This window comes from Algicella marina, assembly GCF_009931615.1.
Classification (GTDB): Bacteria; Pseudomonadota; Alphaproteobacteria; order Rhodobacterales; family Rhodobacteraceae; genus Algicella; species Algicella marina.
Genome location: NZ_CP046620.1, coordinates 2,528,708 through 2,545,280, shown reverse-complemented (window position 1 = coordinate 2,545,280; position 16,573 = coordinate 2,528,708). Strand labels below are relative to the sequence as shown.

14 protein-coding genes are annotated in these 16,573 nt (G+C 62.8%); 11 read left to right on the top strand and 3 right to left on the bottom strand.

Annotation, left to right across the window (positions count from 1 at the left end; genetic code table 11):
- Positions 1-24: 24 nt before the first annotated feature.
- Complete coding sequence (locus GO499_RS12610) at positions 25-1,374, top strand: M16 family metallopeptidase (protein ID WP_161862509.1); 1,350 nt, start codon at positions 25-27, stop codon at positions 1,372-1,374.
- Entirely contained in the window at positions 1,371-2,684 is a 1,314-nt protein-coding gene (locus tag GO499_RS12605) for a M16 family metallopeptidase (protein WP_161862508.1), read from the top strand. The genes GO499_RS12610 and GO499_RS12605 overlap by 4 nt, the downstream gene beginning before the upstream one ends.
- Positions 2,685-2,690: 6 nt before the next feature.
- On the opposite strand, the gene GO499_RS12600 is transcribed toward GO499_RS12605, so the two are convergent.
- Positions 2,691-3,218, bottom strand: a complete 528-nt coding sequence (locus GO499_RS12600) for a winged helix-turn-helix transcriptional regulator (protein WP_348520776.1) — start codon at positions 3,216-3,218, stop codon at positions 2,691-2,693.
- 52 nt (positions 3,219-3,270) lie between these two features.
- Between GO499_RS12600 and GO499_RS12595 the strand changes: the two genes are divergently transcribed.
- The 5 genes from GO499_RS12595 to GO499_RS12575 all read left to right on the top strand — a co-directional run bounded on the left by GO499_RS12595 (position 3,271) and on the right by GO499_RS12575 (position 9,562).
- Positions 3,271-3,648, top strand: coding sequence for a VOC family protein (locus GO499_RS12595; RefSeq protein ID WP_161862506.1), 378 nt, complete (start codon positions 3,271-3,273; stop codon positions 3,646-3,648).
- 135 nt (positions 3,649-3,783) lie between these two features.
- Complete coding sequence (gene mutL, locus GO499_RS12590; RefSeq protein WP_161862505.1) at positions 3,784-5,640, top strand: DNA mismatch repair endonuclease MutL; 1,857 nt, start codon at positions 3,784-3,786, stop codon at positions 5,638-5,640.
- Between the two features lie 7 nt (positions 5,641-5,647).
- On the top strand, positions 5,648-6,832 hold the full coding sequence (locus GO499_RS12585; protein WP_161862504.1) for a DNA recombination protein RmuC: 1,185 nt from the start codon (positions 5,648-5,650) through the stop codon (positions 6,830-6,832).
- 51 nt (positions 6,833-6,883) lie between these two features.
- Complete coding sequence (locus GO499_RS12580; RefSeq protein WP_161862503.1) at positions 6,884-8,185, top strand: DUF3422 family protein; 1,302 nt, start codon at positions 6,884-6,886, stop codon at positions 8,183-8,185.
- Between the two features lie 99 nt (positions 8,186-8,284).
- Entirely contained in the window at positions 8,285-9,562 is a 1,278-nt protein-coding gene (locus tag GO499_RS12575) for a glycosyltransferase (protein ID WP_161862502.1), read from the top strand.
- A gap of 465 nt (positions 9,563-10,027) precedes the next feature.
- Here GO499_RS12575 and GO499_RS12570 read toward each other — a convergent pair whose 3' ends face one another.
- Both GO499_RS12570 and GO499_RS12565 read right to left on the bottom strand, forming a co-directional pair.
- Positions 10,028-10,969 (bottom strand): pirin family protein, encoded by a 942-nt coding sequence (locus GO499_RS12570; RefSeq protein WP_161862501.1) that lies wholly within the window; start codon positions 10,967-10,969, stop codon positions 10,028-10,030.
- 128 nt (positions 10,970-11,097) lie between these two features.
- Complete coding sequence (locus GO499_RS12565; protein ID WP_161862500.1) at positions 11,098-12,249, bottom strand: CaiB/BaiF CoA transferase family protein; 1,152 nt, start codon at positions 12,247-12,249, stop codon at positions 11,098-11,100.
- A 134-nt stretch (positions 12,250-12,383) separates the two neighbouring features.
- Here GO499_RS12565 and GO499_RS12560 point away from each other — a divergent pair, with 134 nt between their 5' ends.
- The 4 genes from GO499_RS12560 to GO499_RS12545 all read left to right on the top strand — a co-directional run bounded on the left by GO499_RS12560 (position 12,384) and on the right by GO499_RS12545 (position 16,479).
- The gene (locus tag GO499_RS12560; RefSeq protein ID WP_161862499.1) at positions 12,384-13,649 is read left to right on the top strand and encodes a PAS domain-containing sensor histidine kinase; all 1,266 of its coding nucleotides are present in this window, start codon (positions 12,384-12,386) and stop codon (positions 13,647-13,649) included.
- 61 nt (positions 13,650-13,710) lie between these two features.
- On the top strand, positions 13,711-14,526 hold the full coding sequence (locus GO499_RS12555; RefSeq protein WP_161862498.1) for a S49 family peptidase: 816 nt from the start codon (positions 13,711-13,713) through the stop codon (positions 14,524-14,526).
- A gap of 228 nt (positions 14,527-14,754) precedes the next feature.
- Entirely contained in the window at positions 14,755-15,684 is a 930-nt protein-coding gene (locus GO499_RS12550; RefSeq protein WP_284154719.1) for a calcium/sodium antiporter, read from the top strand.
- Positions 15,685-15,696: 12 nt separating this feature from the next.
- Positions 15,697-16,479 (top strand): SDR family oxidoreductase, encoded by a 783-nt coding sequence (locus GO499_RS12545; RefSeq protein WP_161862497.1) that lies wholly within the window; start codon positions 15,697-15,699, stop codon positions 16,477-16,479.
- Positions 16,480-16,573 lie beyond the last annotated feature (94 nt).

Below are 16,573 nucleotides of genomic sequence, written 5' to 3'. Positions count from 1 at the left end.
GCTGATCCGAACGAGAGGTTGATCATGCGACTGTTTCTGGCCGGTCTGGCCCTACTGCTCCTGCCGCAACAGGCCGCCGCCGTCTCCGGCGAGGATGTCCACACCTTCACCCTTGAGAACGGGCTGGAGGCGGTGGTGATCGTCGACCGCCGCGCGCCGGTTGTCACCAACATGGTCTGGTATCGCGTCGGCTCCGCCGATGAGCCCGCTGGCCGCTCCGGCGTCGCCCATTTCCTCGAACATCTCATGTTCGAAGGCACCGATGATATCCCCAAAGGCGCGTTCTCCCGGATCGTCGCCGACAATGGCGGCGTCGACAACGCCTTCACCTCCTACGACTATACCGGCTACTTCCAGCGCGTCGCCCGCGACAGGCTGGAACTGATGATGAAAATGGAGGCCGACCGGATGCGCGATCTCGTCATTTCCGACGAGGTGGTGGAGCCGGAACTTCAGGTGGTGATCGAGGAGCGTAACCTCAGGGTGGAGAACAACCCCGGTGCCATCTTCGGCGAACACCGCAGCGCCGCCCAATACCTCAACCACGCCTACGGCCGCCCGATCATCGGCTGGCGGCACGAGATGACGGCGCTGACGAAGGCGGATGCTCTAGACTTCTATGGAACATATTACGCACCCAACAATGCCATCCTGATCGTTGCAGGCGATGTCGATCCGGCGGAGGTCGAGGCGCTGGCCCAACAGTATTTCGGCCCGTTGGAGCCTTCCGACACCCTTCCGCCTCGCGTCCGCCCGCAGGAGCCGCCGCAACTGGCGGCACGCCGCGTCGAGTACATCGATGCCCGCGCCGGCTCTCCATATGTCATCCGCAGTTACCTCGCACCCAGCCGCCAGTCCGGCGACCAGGCGCAGGCGGCGGCACTGGTGATCCTCGCAGACCTTCTTGGCGACGGTGTCACCGCCCACCTGACGCAATCGCTGCAATTTGAGGAGGAGGTGGCGGTCAGTTCCAGCGCCTTCTACAACGCCACCATGCTCGACGACACCACCTTTGGCCTGTTCGTCGTCCCCAAGCCCGGCATCGGCCTGCGCGAGGCGGAGACGAAGCTCGACGCCGCCATGGCTGCCTTCATGGAGGAGGGGCCGAACCCGGAGCATCTGGCGCGGGTCAAGAAGCAGATCGCCGCTGCCCAGATCTACGCACTGGATGATCAGGAGGGCAGGGCGCGCAACTATGGTATTTCCCTCACCGCCGGCCTGACTGTCGAGGATGTCGAGAACTGGCCCGCCGCCCTCGCGGCGGTCACGGCAGAGGATGTGATGGCCGCCGCGCGCGAGGTGTTCGATCCGCGCCGTTCCGTCACCGGCTACCTCATGTCATCGGAAGCGGACAGGGAAGGAACGACGGAATGAGCATGTTCTTCAGGGTTTTCGTCACCGTCCTCCTGCTGCCCTTCGCAGGGTTGGCAATGGATATCCAGGAAGTCACCACCCCGGCCGGCACCACCGTCTGGCTGGTGGAGGAACCCTCGATTCCCATCATCTCCGTCGAAGTGGAATTCAAAGGCGGTGCCGTCCTCGACCCGCAGGACAAGCTCGGTGCCACAGTGCTGATGGCCGGTTTGCTGGAGGAAGGCTCCAACGACCTCGATTCCACCGGCTTCGCGGCCGCGCGGGAGGATCTGGCCGCCCGCTTCTCCTACGATGGCAACCGCGATGGCGTCTCCATTTCCGCGACGATGCTCAGCGACAACCGTGATGCCACCATCGACCTCCTGGCCGGCGCTCTCGGCAATCCCACCTTCGATGAGGTCTCCGTCGCCCGCGTCCGTGCGCAGGTCCTCTCCAACCTCCAGTCCGAACTCACGGATCCGAACTACATCGGCGCCCTCACGTTCCGGCAACGGGTTTTTGGTGAGCATCCCTATGCCAACCCTACGTCCGGTACGCCGGAAACGGTCGCCGCCCTTACCCGCGACGATGTCGTCGCCGCCCACCGCCGCAGCCTCGTCCGCAGCCGCGCAGTCGTCGGCGTCGTCGGCGACATCACCGCCGCCGAAGTCGGCCCGATGATCGACCGTCTGCTTGCCGGCCTGCCGGAGGATGGGCCGGATCTGCCCGCAAGGGCCACCATTACCGATGCCGCCGAGTTGGAGGTGGTTCCCCTCGCCACCCCTCAGTCCGTCGCCGTCTTCGGCCACGAGGGGATAGAGCGCGACTCCCCGGACTTCATCGCCGCCTACGTCCTCAACACCATCATGGGCGGCGGCGGCTTCAACTCCCGGCTGGGTGAGGAAATCCGCGAGAAACGCGGCCTGACCTACGGTATCTACGCCTATCTCGCCTCCGCCGATTACGGCGATCTGCTGCTCGGCTCCGTTGCCAGCGCCAACAACCGGATGGCCGAAGTCGTCGGGCTGGTGCAGGAAGAATGGGCGAAGATGGCCGCCGAAGGCGTAACGGCCAAGGAACTGGCCGACGTCAAACGCTACATCACCGGCTCCTACCCGCTGCGCTTCACCTCCAACGGCGCGATCGCCAATTCGCTCGTCGGCATGCAACTCGCCGGCCTGCCGCTTGACTATGTCGACACCCGCAACGAGCAGGTGGAAGCGCTGACTTTGGAGGAGATCAACGCTCTGGCAACCCGCCTCTACAGGCCCGATGCCCTCCGCGTCGTGATCGTCGGGCAACCCGAAGGCATCGCTGACACCACCCAGTAGCTTCCCTCACCCCGTCACCCGCAGCACTGCACGGCTGATCTCCGCACCCGCGTTCGCCGCCCTGTACACCGGCCGCGGCGGGTGCCCTGCGGGGTTCACCCACCTCTCCAGCCAGTCCGCGGCCGTCAGGGTCTTCAGGGATTGCGAAAGCGCCCGGTCGGTGATCCCGCCGAGTTGGCCCTTTATCTGCGAGAAATGCCGCGGCTCCCGGCTTACCGCCAGCACCGGCACCGTCCACGCCCGCCGCAGCAGCGCCGCCTCTTCCGTCCCCGGCGAGGCCGCCTCGATCCTGTCCGCCAGCCGCGCCATCGCCGCGCCCTCCGTCGTCAGCCGGAATTCCGGCCTCAGCGGATGCCCGTGTCCGGGATTGCGCTCCAGCAACCGCAGCTTCTCCAGATGCGCGAGACTGTGGCTGAAGCTCGTTCGCCCGGCCCCGCAGGCAGCCAGCAGCGTTGCCTGCCGTCCCGGCGTGCCACGGTGCATCAGCGCCAGTATCCGCAGCGACCAGGCCCGCGTCGTAAGCTTGACAAGCATATCAATGTCCATAAAGTATAGTATATATATTTTGCATCGAAAAGGAAAGCAGATGTCTGTGATTTCCCCCGACAACACCATCACCATCGCCCTTTCTGTGCGCGACAGGCACGCCAGTGCCGACTGGTACGGCAACATGCTCGGCTTCGATCTGAGCTATCACATGGATGAGGCAGGCTGGAGCGAGGTCCGCACCAACACGCCCGGCGTCACTCTCGGTCTTGGTGAACAGGCGGAGCCGGCACCCGGCAACACCGTTCCGGTGTTCGGTATCGCTGACATCACGGCCGCCCGCACGGCGCTGGAGGCAGAGGGTGTGCGCTTCGACGGTGAGACGATCACCGTGGAGGGCATGGTCAGCACCGCCACCTTCTACGATCCCGACGGCAACGCCCTCATGCTCGCGCAAGATCTGTCCTCCGGTGCCTGACGCATCCCACCGGGCGACGAACTCGGATCACATTCATTTCCCAAAGCGAGCAGCGATCGATGTCGCCAGGATCGGCCCGAAACCGTATGCTGCACCACTGGCAGAATCGCGTGTTTCCATGCTAACCCTTGTGCCATGGAAGCACTCATCCCCAATATGCAGGAAAAAACAGCTCCGCGGCGTCCCATAGCACAACTGGATGATGCCGCCGCCAACCGCATCGCCGCCGGCGAGGTGGTGGAACGGCCGGCATCCGCAGTCAAGGAACTGGTGGAGAACGCACTCGATGCCGGTGCGCGGCGGGTGGACATCGCCTATGCCGATGGCGGCAAGACCCTCATCGCGGTGGAGGATGACGGCCACGGCATTCCGGCCGCCGAACTGCCGCTGGCGCTTTCGCGCCACGCCACGTCCAAGATCGACGGCTCGGACCTCCTGAACATCCATTCCTTCGGCTTCCGGGGCGAGGCGCTGCCCTCGCTGGGTGCCGTCGCGCGCCTGACGCTGACATCCCGTGCCGAAGGCGCACCCGAAGGGGCGACCCTGACAGTCAGGTCCGGCACCGCCGCGCCCGTCCGCCCCGCCGCCCGCAGCACCGGCACCCGCGTGGAGGTGGCCGACCTCTTCCGCGCCACGCCTGCGCGCCTGAAATTTCTCCGCACCGACCGGGCCGAGGCACAGGCGATCTCGGAGACGGTCAAGCGCCTGGCCATGGCCGCGCCCGAAGTCGGTTTCACCCTGCGCGACATCTCCGCCGGTGGCGAGGGCCGCACCGTCTTCCGCGCCGATCCAGGCATGGGGCCGGAGGCACTGCCCGCACGGCTGCGGCAGGTGCTGGGGCGTGAGTTCATCGAGAATGCCCTCGCCATCGACGCCCCGCGCGAGGCCCTGCGCCTGACGGGCTATGCGGCGCTGCCGACCTATTCCCGTGGCGCCGCGGTGGCCCAGTTCCTGTTCGTCAACGGCCGTCCGGTAAAGGACAAGCTGCTCACCGGTGCGCTTCGTGCCGCATATTCGGATTTCCTCAGCCGCGACAGGCACCCGGCTGCGGCCCTGTTCATCACCTGCCCGGCGGAACTGGTGGACGTCAACGTGCACCCCGCCAAGGCAGAGGTCCGCTTCCGCGATCCCGGTCTGGCCCGCGGTCTCATCGTCTCCGGCCTGCGCCACGCGCTGGCTGCGGCCGGCCACCGCGCCTCTTCCACCGTGTCCGGCGCCGCCCTCGGTGCGTTCCGTCCGGAGGATCGCCCGGCAGCCCCGGTATATCAGATGGACCGCGCCTTTCCCGCCGCCGCGCGGCCGGCGGCTTCGTCCCCCGGTTTCGCCGAAGGCCCGGGCTGGTCCTCGGGGCGGGTGGAACCCGGCCCCAGCGCCGACGAGGGCGCCCCCGCGGCGCCGGAGGAGGCGCTCTCCCTTCCGCTCGGCACCGCCCGGGCGCAACTGCACCAGAACTACATCGTCGCCCAAACCGAAACCGGCATGGTGCTGGTCGATCAGCACGCAGCCCATGAACGGCTGGTATACGAGGAAATGAAAGCCAGGGTCGCCGCCAATGGCGTGCCACGTCAGGTATTGCTCATCCCCGATATCGTCGAGATGGAAACGGACGACCTTGCCCGCGTGCTTGCCGAAGCCGGGGCGCTCGAACAGGCGGGTCTCGTGGTCGAAGCCTTCGGCCCCGGAGCCGTCGCCGTCCGCGAAACCCCCGCCGTTCTGGGCGAGGTCGACAGCCGCGCCCTGCTCCGCGACATAGCGGACGAACTGGCCGATCTCGGCAATTCGCAAACGCTGACCGACCGGATCGAGGCGGTGCTCTCGCGCATGGCCTGCCACGGCTCCGTCCGCTCCGGCAGGCGCATGGGCGCGGATGAGATGAACGCACTCCTGCGGCGCATGGAGGCGACACCGCATTCCGGCCAGTGCAATCACGGGCGGCCCACCTATATCTCGCTCAGCCTCTCGGATATCGAGCGGCTGTTCGGGCGCACATGAGGCAGACATGATCGAGATCGCCGGCCAGACCTATTCCTTCACGGACCCTTACGTTATCGCCATCGCCATCGGCGCTATGCTCGTGGCCTGTTTCTTCCTCGCCATCATCCTTGCCCTGCGTGCCGCGGGCCGCTCCGCCCGCGCCACCGAGCCGCTCGCCGGCCACCTCGCCGCGCTCGGCGAGACCGTGCGCAGCCTCAGCGAGGGCCAGCAACAGTTGCGCGGTGGCCTGCATCATGTGTCGGAGGCGCAGGCCACGGCCCAGATGACGATGCTTCAGGCGATGGAGGCGCGGCTGGAACAGGTGCAGAAGGCCATGGCCGACAGCCTGCATGGCAGCAGCGTTCGCACCACCGCCAGTCTCACCGAACTCCAGACGCGGCTGGCGACGATCGACAAGGCCCAGACCAACATCGAGAAACTTTCGGGCGACGTGCTGGGCTTGCAGGACATCCTGTCCAACAAGCAGACGCGCGGCGCCTTCGGCGAGATCCAGCTCAACGACATCGTCTCCAAGGCCCTGCCGGCGGATGCCTACACCTTTCAGGCCACCCTCTCCAACGGCAAGCGCCCGGATTGCCTCATTCACCTCCCCAATCCGCCCGGCCCGATCGTCATCGACAGCAAGTTCCCGCTGGAAGCTTACGAGGCCCTCGTCCGCGCGGGAACGGAGGCGGAGAAACAGGCGGCCGCCCGGCTGATGCGCACCGCCGTCCGCACCCATATCCGTGCCGTGGCCGAGAAATACATCATCGAGGGCGAGACGGCCGACGGCGCGCTGATGTTTCTGCCGTCGGAGGCGGTGTACGCCGAACTGCACGCCAATTTCGGCGATCTGGTGCGTGAAGGCTTCGCCGCCCATGTCTGGATCGTCTCACCCACCACCGCCATGGCCACGCTCAACACCATGCGCGCGGTGCTGAAGGATGCGCGGATGCGCGAACAGGCAGGCGCGATCCGGCGCGAGCTCGGTCTCCTGTTCAAGGACGTTTCCCGGCTGGAGGATCGTGTCGGCAACCTCGACCGTCATTTCGAGCAGGCCAGCAAGGACATCCGCGAAATCAAGACCTCCGCCGAGAAGGCCGGGGGCCGCGCCCGCAGGCTGGAGGATTTCGAATTCGAGGGCAAACCGCATCCCGATGACGAAACGGCGCGGATCGCCGCAGTGAAGCCGATTAGGATTGAACGCTAGGCCCGGGCGCGGCAAACAGGTCTCTCAGACCAACACGGGGAAATTCCAGCGATGACCGACGGCGCGCTCACCGATTACCCTGATCGCTATGCCCTCTCGAACGAGCTTCATGCCCGTCCGTTCCCGGAACTGACGGCCCCGTGCTGCGCCGCCTACATTGCCATCAAGCAGCCGCACGACGCGGCGGAGCGGGACAGGGAGGCGGACCGCGCCCATCTTCTCTCCCTGCTCGATCACTACGGTGCGCCGCATCCGGCCCCCGGCGCCAACCATCACTCCTGTCCGCTCGGCCGCGGCTTCCTGAAGTGGGAACAGCACACGGAATTCGTCACCTACACGATCTTCGCCAGTGGCGTCGCCGCCCGGCCCTTCGACGGCTCGGTTTACGGCATGTTCAACCGCAAGTGGCTGGCCGACGCACCGGGCCAGGTACTGACATCCTGTCTCGTGCGCGTCGAGCCCGTCGCCGACATGGCGGAGGCACAGGCCCGCATCACCTCGGATCTCTATTCCTGGTTCGTGCCCGAGAGCCTCGCCATTTCATCGGTGATCGACGGGGCGGCGGCCATCGCCGGCGATTTCCGCATCGACGAGTCCGGCCACGTCCGCTTCGCCGTGCTCGTCAACAGGCAGACCGGTGCCCGCCGCCTCGGCCGCATCGTCCAGCGCCTGCTGGAGATCGAAACCTACAAGTCCGCAGCCATGCTCACGCTGCCGGTCGCCCGCGCCACCTCGGCCCGCGTCCGTCATCTCAACCGCGAACTGACAGATGTCGTCGCGCGGATGGAACGGGAGGAGGGCGGCGACGTCGACACCCTGCGGCGGCTGCTGAAGATGTCCGCCGAGATCGAACTCCTTTCCTCATCCTCCGCCTTCCGCTTCGGTGCCTCCGGCGCCTACGAGGCGATCGTCACTCAGCGGATCGAGGTCCTGCGCGAGGAACGGCTGCAATCGCGTCAGACCTTCGCCGAATTCATGATGCGCCGCTTCGACCCGGCGATGCGCACCTGCCGCGCCGCCGAGGCGCAACTCGCCGCCCTCAGCCAGCGCGCGGAACGGGCGGCCAACCTCCTGCGTACCCGCGTGGACGTCGCCTCCAGCCAGCAGAACGTCGATGTGCTCGCCCGGATGGACGAACGCGCCGCCCTGCAACTGCGCTTGCAGGAAACCGTCGAAGGCCTCTCGGTCGTCGCGATCAGCTACTATGGCGTCAGCCTTGTCGTGAATCTCTTGAAACCCTTCGCAAAGACAGCGGGCATCGGGGAGGCATGGGTCTACGCCGGCGTAACTCTCCCCGTCATCCTTCTTGTGTGGTACATGATCCGCCGCCTGAAGAAAAAGCTCGGGCACTGAGGCGAGGGCGGGATTCAATCCTCCAAGCTTCCCCCAAACACTCACCCAAGCTTCCCCTGACTGCACTGGCCCTCTATATCTCCCCCCCAAGGGGGCACCATGAAAATCCTCATCCTCTGCTACGGCACGCGCGGCGACGTGCAGCCCTATGTCGCCCTCGGCCAGCGCCTGGGAGAGCGCGGCCATCACGTTACTGTCGCCACGTCCCCCCGCTTCCGGGAGTTCGTCGAAAGCCACGGCCTTGCCTACGCATTCATAAACGACGACCTCCTCGCCATTCTCGATACGGACGGAGGCAAGGATCTGCTGGAGCAGCCGGGGCTCTGGGGCATCATCCGCAATTCCATCCGCATGGTTCGCAAGGTCGCGCCCATCCAGCGCGCCCTCATCCGGGAGAGCCGCGAGGCGGCGGAAGCCACCGATCCCGATTTCATCCTCTTCTCTCCGAAACTCGCACACGCGCCCCTCATCGCGGGCCAGCTCGATATCCCCGTAGCCCTCGGCGCGCTCATTCCGATGCATGTCCCAACCGGTGAGCTTCGCGTTCTCCTTGCGCCCGGCCGGATGAACCGGCCCTGGCTCAACCGCGCGAGCTTTGCACTCATCGGTTTCATCACGCGCCGGGTTCTCTCAGGCTACATCAAACCCTTCCGCGCAGAGCTTGGCCTGCCGCCTCGCCGCTTCGAGCCGCTGGAGTCGGCCTCCGGTGCGCCTCTTCCCGTGCTCCACGCCATCAGCCCCGCCGTTGTGCGTCGTCCGGCCGACTGGCCGGAAACTGCACACCTCACCGGCTACTGGTTTCTCGACGAACCCGCCTGGCAGCCACCCGACGCCCTCCGCACCTTCCTCGACGCCGGCCCGCCACCCGTCTATTTCGGCTTCGGCTCTATGGCCGGACGTTCGCCGGAGGAACTCGCCGCCACGGTGCTCGAGGCGCTCGGCCGTACCGGCCAGCGCGGCGTCATCGCCACCGGCTGGGGCGGGCTGAAACCGGAAGCGCTGCCCGACAACGTCATGCTGATCCGCGAGGCCCCGCACGCCTGGCTCTTCCCGCGTATGGCGGCAACGGTCCATCATGGCGGCGCGGGCACGACAGCCGCTGCCCTGCGCGCCGGTCGCCCGACCCTCATTGTCCCCTTCTTCGGCGACCAGCCCTTCTGGGGCGCCCACATCCACCGCCTCGGTGCCGCCCCCAGCCCCATTCCGCGCGGCAGGCTGACGGCAGACAGGCTGGAGGCGGCCTTGAAAGAGATGGCAGGCAACACCGCGATGCAAAAGAAGGCGGCGGAGATCGGCGCTGCGATCCGGGCGGAGGATGGCACCGGAAGTGCGGCAACGCTGATCGAGGAACTGGCGTCAACCCGCAAGGTCACCTGAGACGCAGCGATCCACGCCAGCCTCACCCGGCCCGCCCGCGTTCTGACGCTCTGGCAGGACCATGCGCGCGCGACGGTCGCCGCAGGCAGACAGACGATAGTGCTCCTCCCGCTCCGCCCCGTTTCCGTTCCACTCAAGTACGGGGCCCAGCCTTCAGGCGGCAGAAGATCACCGAAACCAGCCCTCCAAGATTGCGCCCCACAGGTTGCAAGCACTGTCCCATCGAAAAACGGATCGCCCTGCAGTGTTCGTGTGGTGTCCCGCCGGCGATAAGGTGAGGCTGCGTCAGAGGCCCATTTGCGAGCGGTGGATGGCGCTTATGACCTGGCCATTACCTCGCAGGTAAGCGTTTTCATTACCTTCACGGGACGAGGTCGTGGACGGGCCCGAAACAGTGCCCGCAACGCGATATTTGCCATACCAAATCCATACCGAAACCATATCAAACCCATATTCGGTTTGGCCCTACCTCTCAGGCAGCGGAATGAACTCCTGTGTATCGTCAACAGGAAGCTGAAACCGGCCGTTCTGCCAGTCTCCGGCCCGCCAGGCTTCCTTGGCGGCCTCTATCCGCTCCTTCGACGAAGCGACGAAATTCCACCAGATGTGGCGTGGTCCGCCAAGTGTTTCTCCCCCCAGCAGGATCAACCGGGCGCCCCGTGGTCCCGCATGCAGCGAGATGCGATCACCGGGGCGGAACACCATCATCTGTCCGGCCGTAAACTCCTGATCTGCAACGGTAATCGAGCCCTCGGTCACATAGACGCCCCGATCTTCGTGATCGTCCGGCAGGGGTATCCCGGCACCGGGGGCCAGCACTGCGTCGGCGTAGAACATGTCCGTGAACGTCTTCACGGGCGCCGTTTCGCCCCAGCCGCGCCCCATGATCAGCCGCAGTTGTTTACCCTCTCCTTCGAGGAAGGGCAGTTCGTCTTTTGCATGATGATGGAAACTGGCGTCCACATCTTCTGCGGCATCGGGCAGCGCCACCCAAGTCTGGATGCCGAAAAGCTTGCGCCCCGGTATCCCTCTCTGCTCATTTGCTGTGCGTTCTGAATGGGTTATGCCTTTTCCGGCGACCATCCAGTTCACCGCGCCGGGCGTAATTTCCATGCGCGTCCCCACGCTATCGCGGTGATAGATCGACCCCTCGAACAGGTAGGTGACCGTTCCCAAACCAATATGCGGATGCGGCCTGACGTCGATGCCGCCATCGGTCAGCAACTCCGCCGGACCCATCTGATCAAAGAAGATGAACGGCCCGACCATCTGCCGCTTCGGCGCTGGCAGGGCCCGGCGCACCTCGAATGCGCCGATGTCGCGGGCGCGAGGAATTATCAGGGTCTCGATAGCATCGACCCCGTCGCCTGTCGGACAATGGGGATCTAGTGATGGATTCCAGCTCACGATGTTTCCTTTCAACCAACGCTGTCAGGAAGATAACAGGCAGCTCAACGGAATAAATGCAGAAAATACGGGTTTAGTGTTTCCAATTTAAATACAATATATGACGGCTTGAATCTTGGAAACAATTATTAATCCCAACCATTTAGGCGAATATCGTCACCATCGGCGTTCAGTTTTGGCGGTGCTGCGGGCGTTGGTAATTCCGAACGCGAAAGACGGATTGGGTTTGCCGCTGACCTGCTGGAGCCAAGGTCGAGCGTCAGCCCGCGTGCGATGGCCTGATCCATCGCGAATGCTTCAGCCACCGTGTTGATCGGCCCGGCTGGTACACCCGCCGTCTCCATCTTGTGCAACACGTCATCCCGCCGCCATTTGGCAATCTCCGCCGCCATCAGGTCCACGATCTCAACGCGGTGCAGCAGTCGTGCCGGATTGGTGCTGAATTTCGGGTCTTCATGCCAGTTCGTACCGAATGCCTGACAAATATGGGAAAATTGACCGTCATTTCCGCACGCGATGACCAGCGGGCCATCACTCGCATGAAAAACCTGGTAGGGCACAATCGAAAGATGGGCATTGCCGACGCGCGAGGGATTAACCCCGCTGTTAAGGTAGGAACTTGCCTGATTGGCCAACACAGCCATCTGGCAATCCAGCAGCGCCATGTCGATATGCTGCCCCAGCCCGGTCCTTTCACGCTGGAGGAGTGCCGCCTCTATCCCGACCAGCCCGTACATCGCAGTGAACAGATCAGCGAGTGCAGTACCTGTCTTCATCGGCTCCTGATCAGGGTCGCCGGTCACGCTCATCAATCCGGACATCGCCTGAATGATATAGTCGTAGCCAGGTAGATGCGCTTTTGGGCCAGTGTGGCCAAAACCTGTTATGGAACAGTACACTAGGCCGGGATTGGTGGAAGCGAGACTGGCATAGTCCAGCCCGTGCTTTTCCAGCCCGCCGGTCTTGAAGTTCTCGATCACGACATCGGCATCCGCCGCCAGACGCTTCACCACAGCCAGATCGTCGTCATGCCGGAAATCCAGCGATATCGATCGTTTGCCGCGATTGGCGCAGTGGAAATAAGTTGCACTGCCATCCTCGGCGAAAGGCGGTCCCCATGATCGGGTATCGTCACCAGCGGGAGATTCAACCTTGATGATGGTAGCCCCGAGGTCGGCAAGTGTCTGGCCAATCCACGGTCCAGCCAGCACACGCGCAAGTTCAAGCACACGCAGGCCGACAAGGGGTGCATCAGTAGGGGCATCTGGTCTATTGGCCATGATCGCAGAGAGCCTGAAGGCAGGCCGGTGGTCAAGTAACACGTTGCCTGGCGGCGCCCTTGGCCCATGCGGTCTTCGATTAATTTTCCTTTAACCAAAATATTCAACAAACTTTCCGGAACGGAGGTAGGCGAATGAACAAGACCTTGGCGGGGCGAATCCGGCAGACGATAGAAATCCGCGACACCGACCTCGTTGCCGGACCGGACTCTGCGAAATGTGACAAGGGCGCGCCAGTTCATCCGGCCAAAGCTGAGGCGCGAAATCCGCGCAGAAACGAACTTAAACAGCATTATGGCGCACCCCGCCCGGAAAGCGGAGGGTTGCAGACAGAAAGCGGCAACTGGTTCGCTGCTTCGCCCATGGCGCTGTTGGCCGTGACGAAAGAAGGACGGATCAGCAGGGCAAATGACGCGGCACAAATAGTCTTGCGTTCGAAAAAAACTCTGGTCGGACAAAAAATTAAGGAGCTGTTCGAGGTTGGGGACGGTCTATCGTTCGCCGGATGGACGCCATTCCTGCAACTGCCAATAAAGATGAACATTACAGCCCAATGTCCAGCGCCTCGCCGGCCGCGACTGTGTAATATCAGCGTACAGCCAATCATCGGCGGACTATTAAGTGGCCAGTATCTTCTCCATCTGTGGCCGACCGCGATGCCATTGGCGGAGAACGGCGAGGCGCCCGGCACTCAAGTGGCTGGAAACTTGGACACCGAACCGGAAATCCCTCTTTCCGTACTTGAGATTCACGATCTCAAGGCCCCGTTGAGACACATCTCAGCGGCTTTGCGGTTTCTAGAGGCCGACCAGGCCGGAAAAGTGATGGCTGAGGATGCGGATTGGTTGAGCATCGCACGGGAGCAGACGGGTAGTCTGCAGGAAATGGTGATGTTGATTCTGGAGAACGCGAAACGCCGGTACGCCCAGTTGGAACCGCAAGCTGTCGCGCTGCCGGGATTTTTCCAGAAAACACTCAAGTCCATGGCTGTCGCGCTACGGGAGGCAGGCGCAGAGGTAAGGCTCGAGCTAGATTTGGTTGTTATCCGCGCCGATCCATTGTGCTTGCGATTGTTGCTCGAAAACCTGATTGGAAACGCCTTGCAGAACCGGCATCCCCTGCGGCCGTCACGGATAACGATTAGATCCGGAACTCGTCAGAATGGTTTCGGCTTCCTTCAGGTGGCGGACAATGGAATGGGCTTCGACGAAAACCGGTCCGAAGAGATTTTCGAACCTTTCAGGCAACTGAAGAAAGAGGAGGCTACAGGCTTTGGTCTGGGTCTGGCATCCTGCAAGAAGATTTGCTCGCGACACGGTTGGGAGATTGTCGCCGAAGGGCGACCTTCACATGGTGCAACTTTCACCGTAGTTCTGTCTCAGGAAGCATTAGGCAACTGAAACAATTACGCTGTGTGTGTTTGGCTTGCACACTGTGGGGTAGGGCCCTACATCTCCGCCCATGGTGGATTTCAAAAAACTCATGAAACGCAAGCCCACGGTTGCCGTAATCCGGCTCGATGGTGTCATCGGCGGAGGTGGACGGTTTTCCGGCCCAGTTCTGAACGATCGCGAGACGGCATCGCGGATCGAAAGGGCCTTCGGTCGTGGAAAGCCCGTCGCAGTGGCACTGGTGATCAACTCGCCCGGCGGGTCTCCGGCCCAGTCGGCGCTGATTGCGGCACGAGTCCGCCGCCTCGCGGAGGAGAAGGGCCTTCGGGTTTATGCATTCTGTGAAGACGTTGCCGCTTCGGGCGGCTACTGGCTGGCGACGGCTGCAGACGAAATATACGCTGATGCCAATTCCATCCTCGGGTCCATTGGCGTCATTTCGGCTGGGTTCGGCCTGCATGAACTGATTTCTCGCCACGGTATCGAACGACGAGTTTATACGGCGGGTGAGGACAAGAGCTTGCTCGATCCGTTCCGGCCGGAGCGGGAAAGTGATATCGAGCGGCTGAAAGCGCTGCAGGGCGTGATCCACCGAAATTTCATTGACCAGGTTAAGAACCGTCGCGGCGACCGACTGGCGGACAGAGACCTGTTTACCGGTGATATCTTCGTGGGCCAGCAGGCCGTAGACGCCGGGCTTGCTGATGGTATTGGTCATCTCGTACCGGTGATGAAGAAGAAGTACGGCGAAGACGTGCGTTTCAATGTCACGAAAGCCAAGCGCGGTCTGCTTTCACGCTTTGGCGGAGTGGGCGCTGGAGCCATGCTTGATGGGGCCATTGACACAATTGAGGCCCGCGCACTTTGGGGGCGCTACGGCCTATGATCGTCAAGGCCGTCACATTCTTCCTGATTGCCATGGTCGTACTCGCCATCTTTGGAAAGTTGCGGTTGCCTAAACCGGGTGCAGGAGGCAAGAGAATCAAGACAGCCCGGAAATGCCGCTCCTGCGGTGGCTATGTGGTTGGGGACGGTCCTTGCCCATGTGGAAAAGGAAGTTAGGTCAGACTGGCGCTGTCCGGCGTTTGCAGGTTCTCAATCACAAGGAAACTCCTTGCATCTCATACTGATTTCAATCGCCGGTCTGGTGTTGCTGATTGTTGCGGGCGACCTGCTGGTCAGGGGTGCGGTCTCCCTGTCGCTGAAGCTCGGCATTCCCGCGCTGATCGTCTCCCTGACGGTTGTTGCGTTTGGTACCTCCGCACCGGAATTGCTGATTGCAATTCAATCTGCGCTAGAAGGCGCGCCGGGGCTCGCATTCGGTAATGTCATTGGTTCGAACATTGCAAACATATTGCTCGTACTGGGCCTTCCGGCCGTGATCTCCGGGCTGCACACTGCTGAATGCGACACCCGCCACAGCTATGTGCAGATGCTGGCCGCCAGTGTCGTTTTTATCGTCATATGTTTTCTCGGCCCGCTCTACGTACTGCACGGGCTGATCCTTCTGTCAATGCTCGGCTACATGCTCTTTTCTGCGGCTCGGGCCGCAGGTCGCAGCCGCGCTTGCGATGCGGGACTGGAAGAGGGCGACGCGCACATGGCCGGGTGGAAGATCACCGTCTTTATTCTGGCCGGAATAGTAGGGCTGCCACTCGGGGCTCATTTCCTGATCGAGGGCGCAACGGGGTTGGCCTCGAAACTCGGCGTATCCGATGCTGTCATCGGCCTCACATTGGTGGCCGTGGGCACGTCGCTCCCGGAATTGGCTACGACAGTGGTCGCGGCGATCCGCCGAAATGCAGATGTTGCGCTCGGCAATGTCATCGGCTCGAACATGTTCAATATTCTCGGCATTATGGGGGTGGCGAGTTTTTTTGGACCGTTGCCGCTAGACCGGGATCTGCTCTACTACGACCTGTGGGTGATGCTCGCTGCCGCCTTGGCGATCCTGCCCTTCGTTTTCCGGCGGCGTGATATCACGCGGGCCATTGGTGTAGGCTTCCTTCTGGTCTATGCAGTCTACCTCGTGACGCTGTTCTGATCGGAGGAGTTCATGACAGGTGCAGCACTGGTAACAGGGGGTGCCCGCCGGCTGGGCAGGGCGATGGTGGAAGCGCTGGCGGCTCGGGGTGACGCGGTGGCGATTCACTATGCGGGCAGCCGGGCGGAAGCGGAGACGCTTGCGCAGGAGCTACGGTCACGGGGCGGCATCGCTGAAACACTTCAGGCCGATCTCCTTGATGACGAGGCTGTGTTTGCGCTTGTGCCCGAAGCAACGGAAAAGCTGGGTCGGCCTTTGACTGCTCTGATCAACAATGCCTCGATCTTCGAGTATGATCGGTTGGAAACCGCGACACCGGAAAGTTGGGATCGGCACATGAGTTCCAATCTCAAAGCACCTCTTTTCCTGATGCAAGCATTCGCCAATCAATGCCCGAAAGATATCCGCGACGCGCGAGGAGAGAGGATTGCCGGCGGATGCATCATCAACATGGTCGACATGCGGGTGCGTAAGCCCACACCTGAATTCACGACCTATTCGCTGGCAAAGGCCGGTTTGTGGACATTAACCCGCACTGCAGCGCAGGGACTGGCGCCAAACGTTCGCGTAAATGCTATCGGACCCGGACCAACGTTGAAGGGCTCGCGGCAGAGCGACAAGCATTTTGCCGGCCAACGCAGCAATACAATTCTGGAACGGGGTTCCAACCCGGCGGACATCGTCGCCACGATGCTCTACCTTCTCGACAATCCTGCCGTAACCGGCCAGCTTATCTGTGTGGATGGGGGCCAGCACCTCGCTTGGCAGACACCGGATGTGCAGGGAATCGAGTAAATAGACTGATATCAACACAATCAATGCGTGCAATGTGTCTCGGGTGATCCAACTCAGTTTGTCCACCGACCACGCGACATTCATTAAAGGGTAA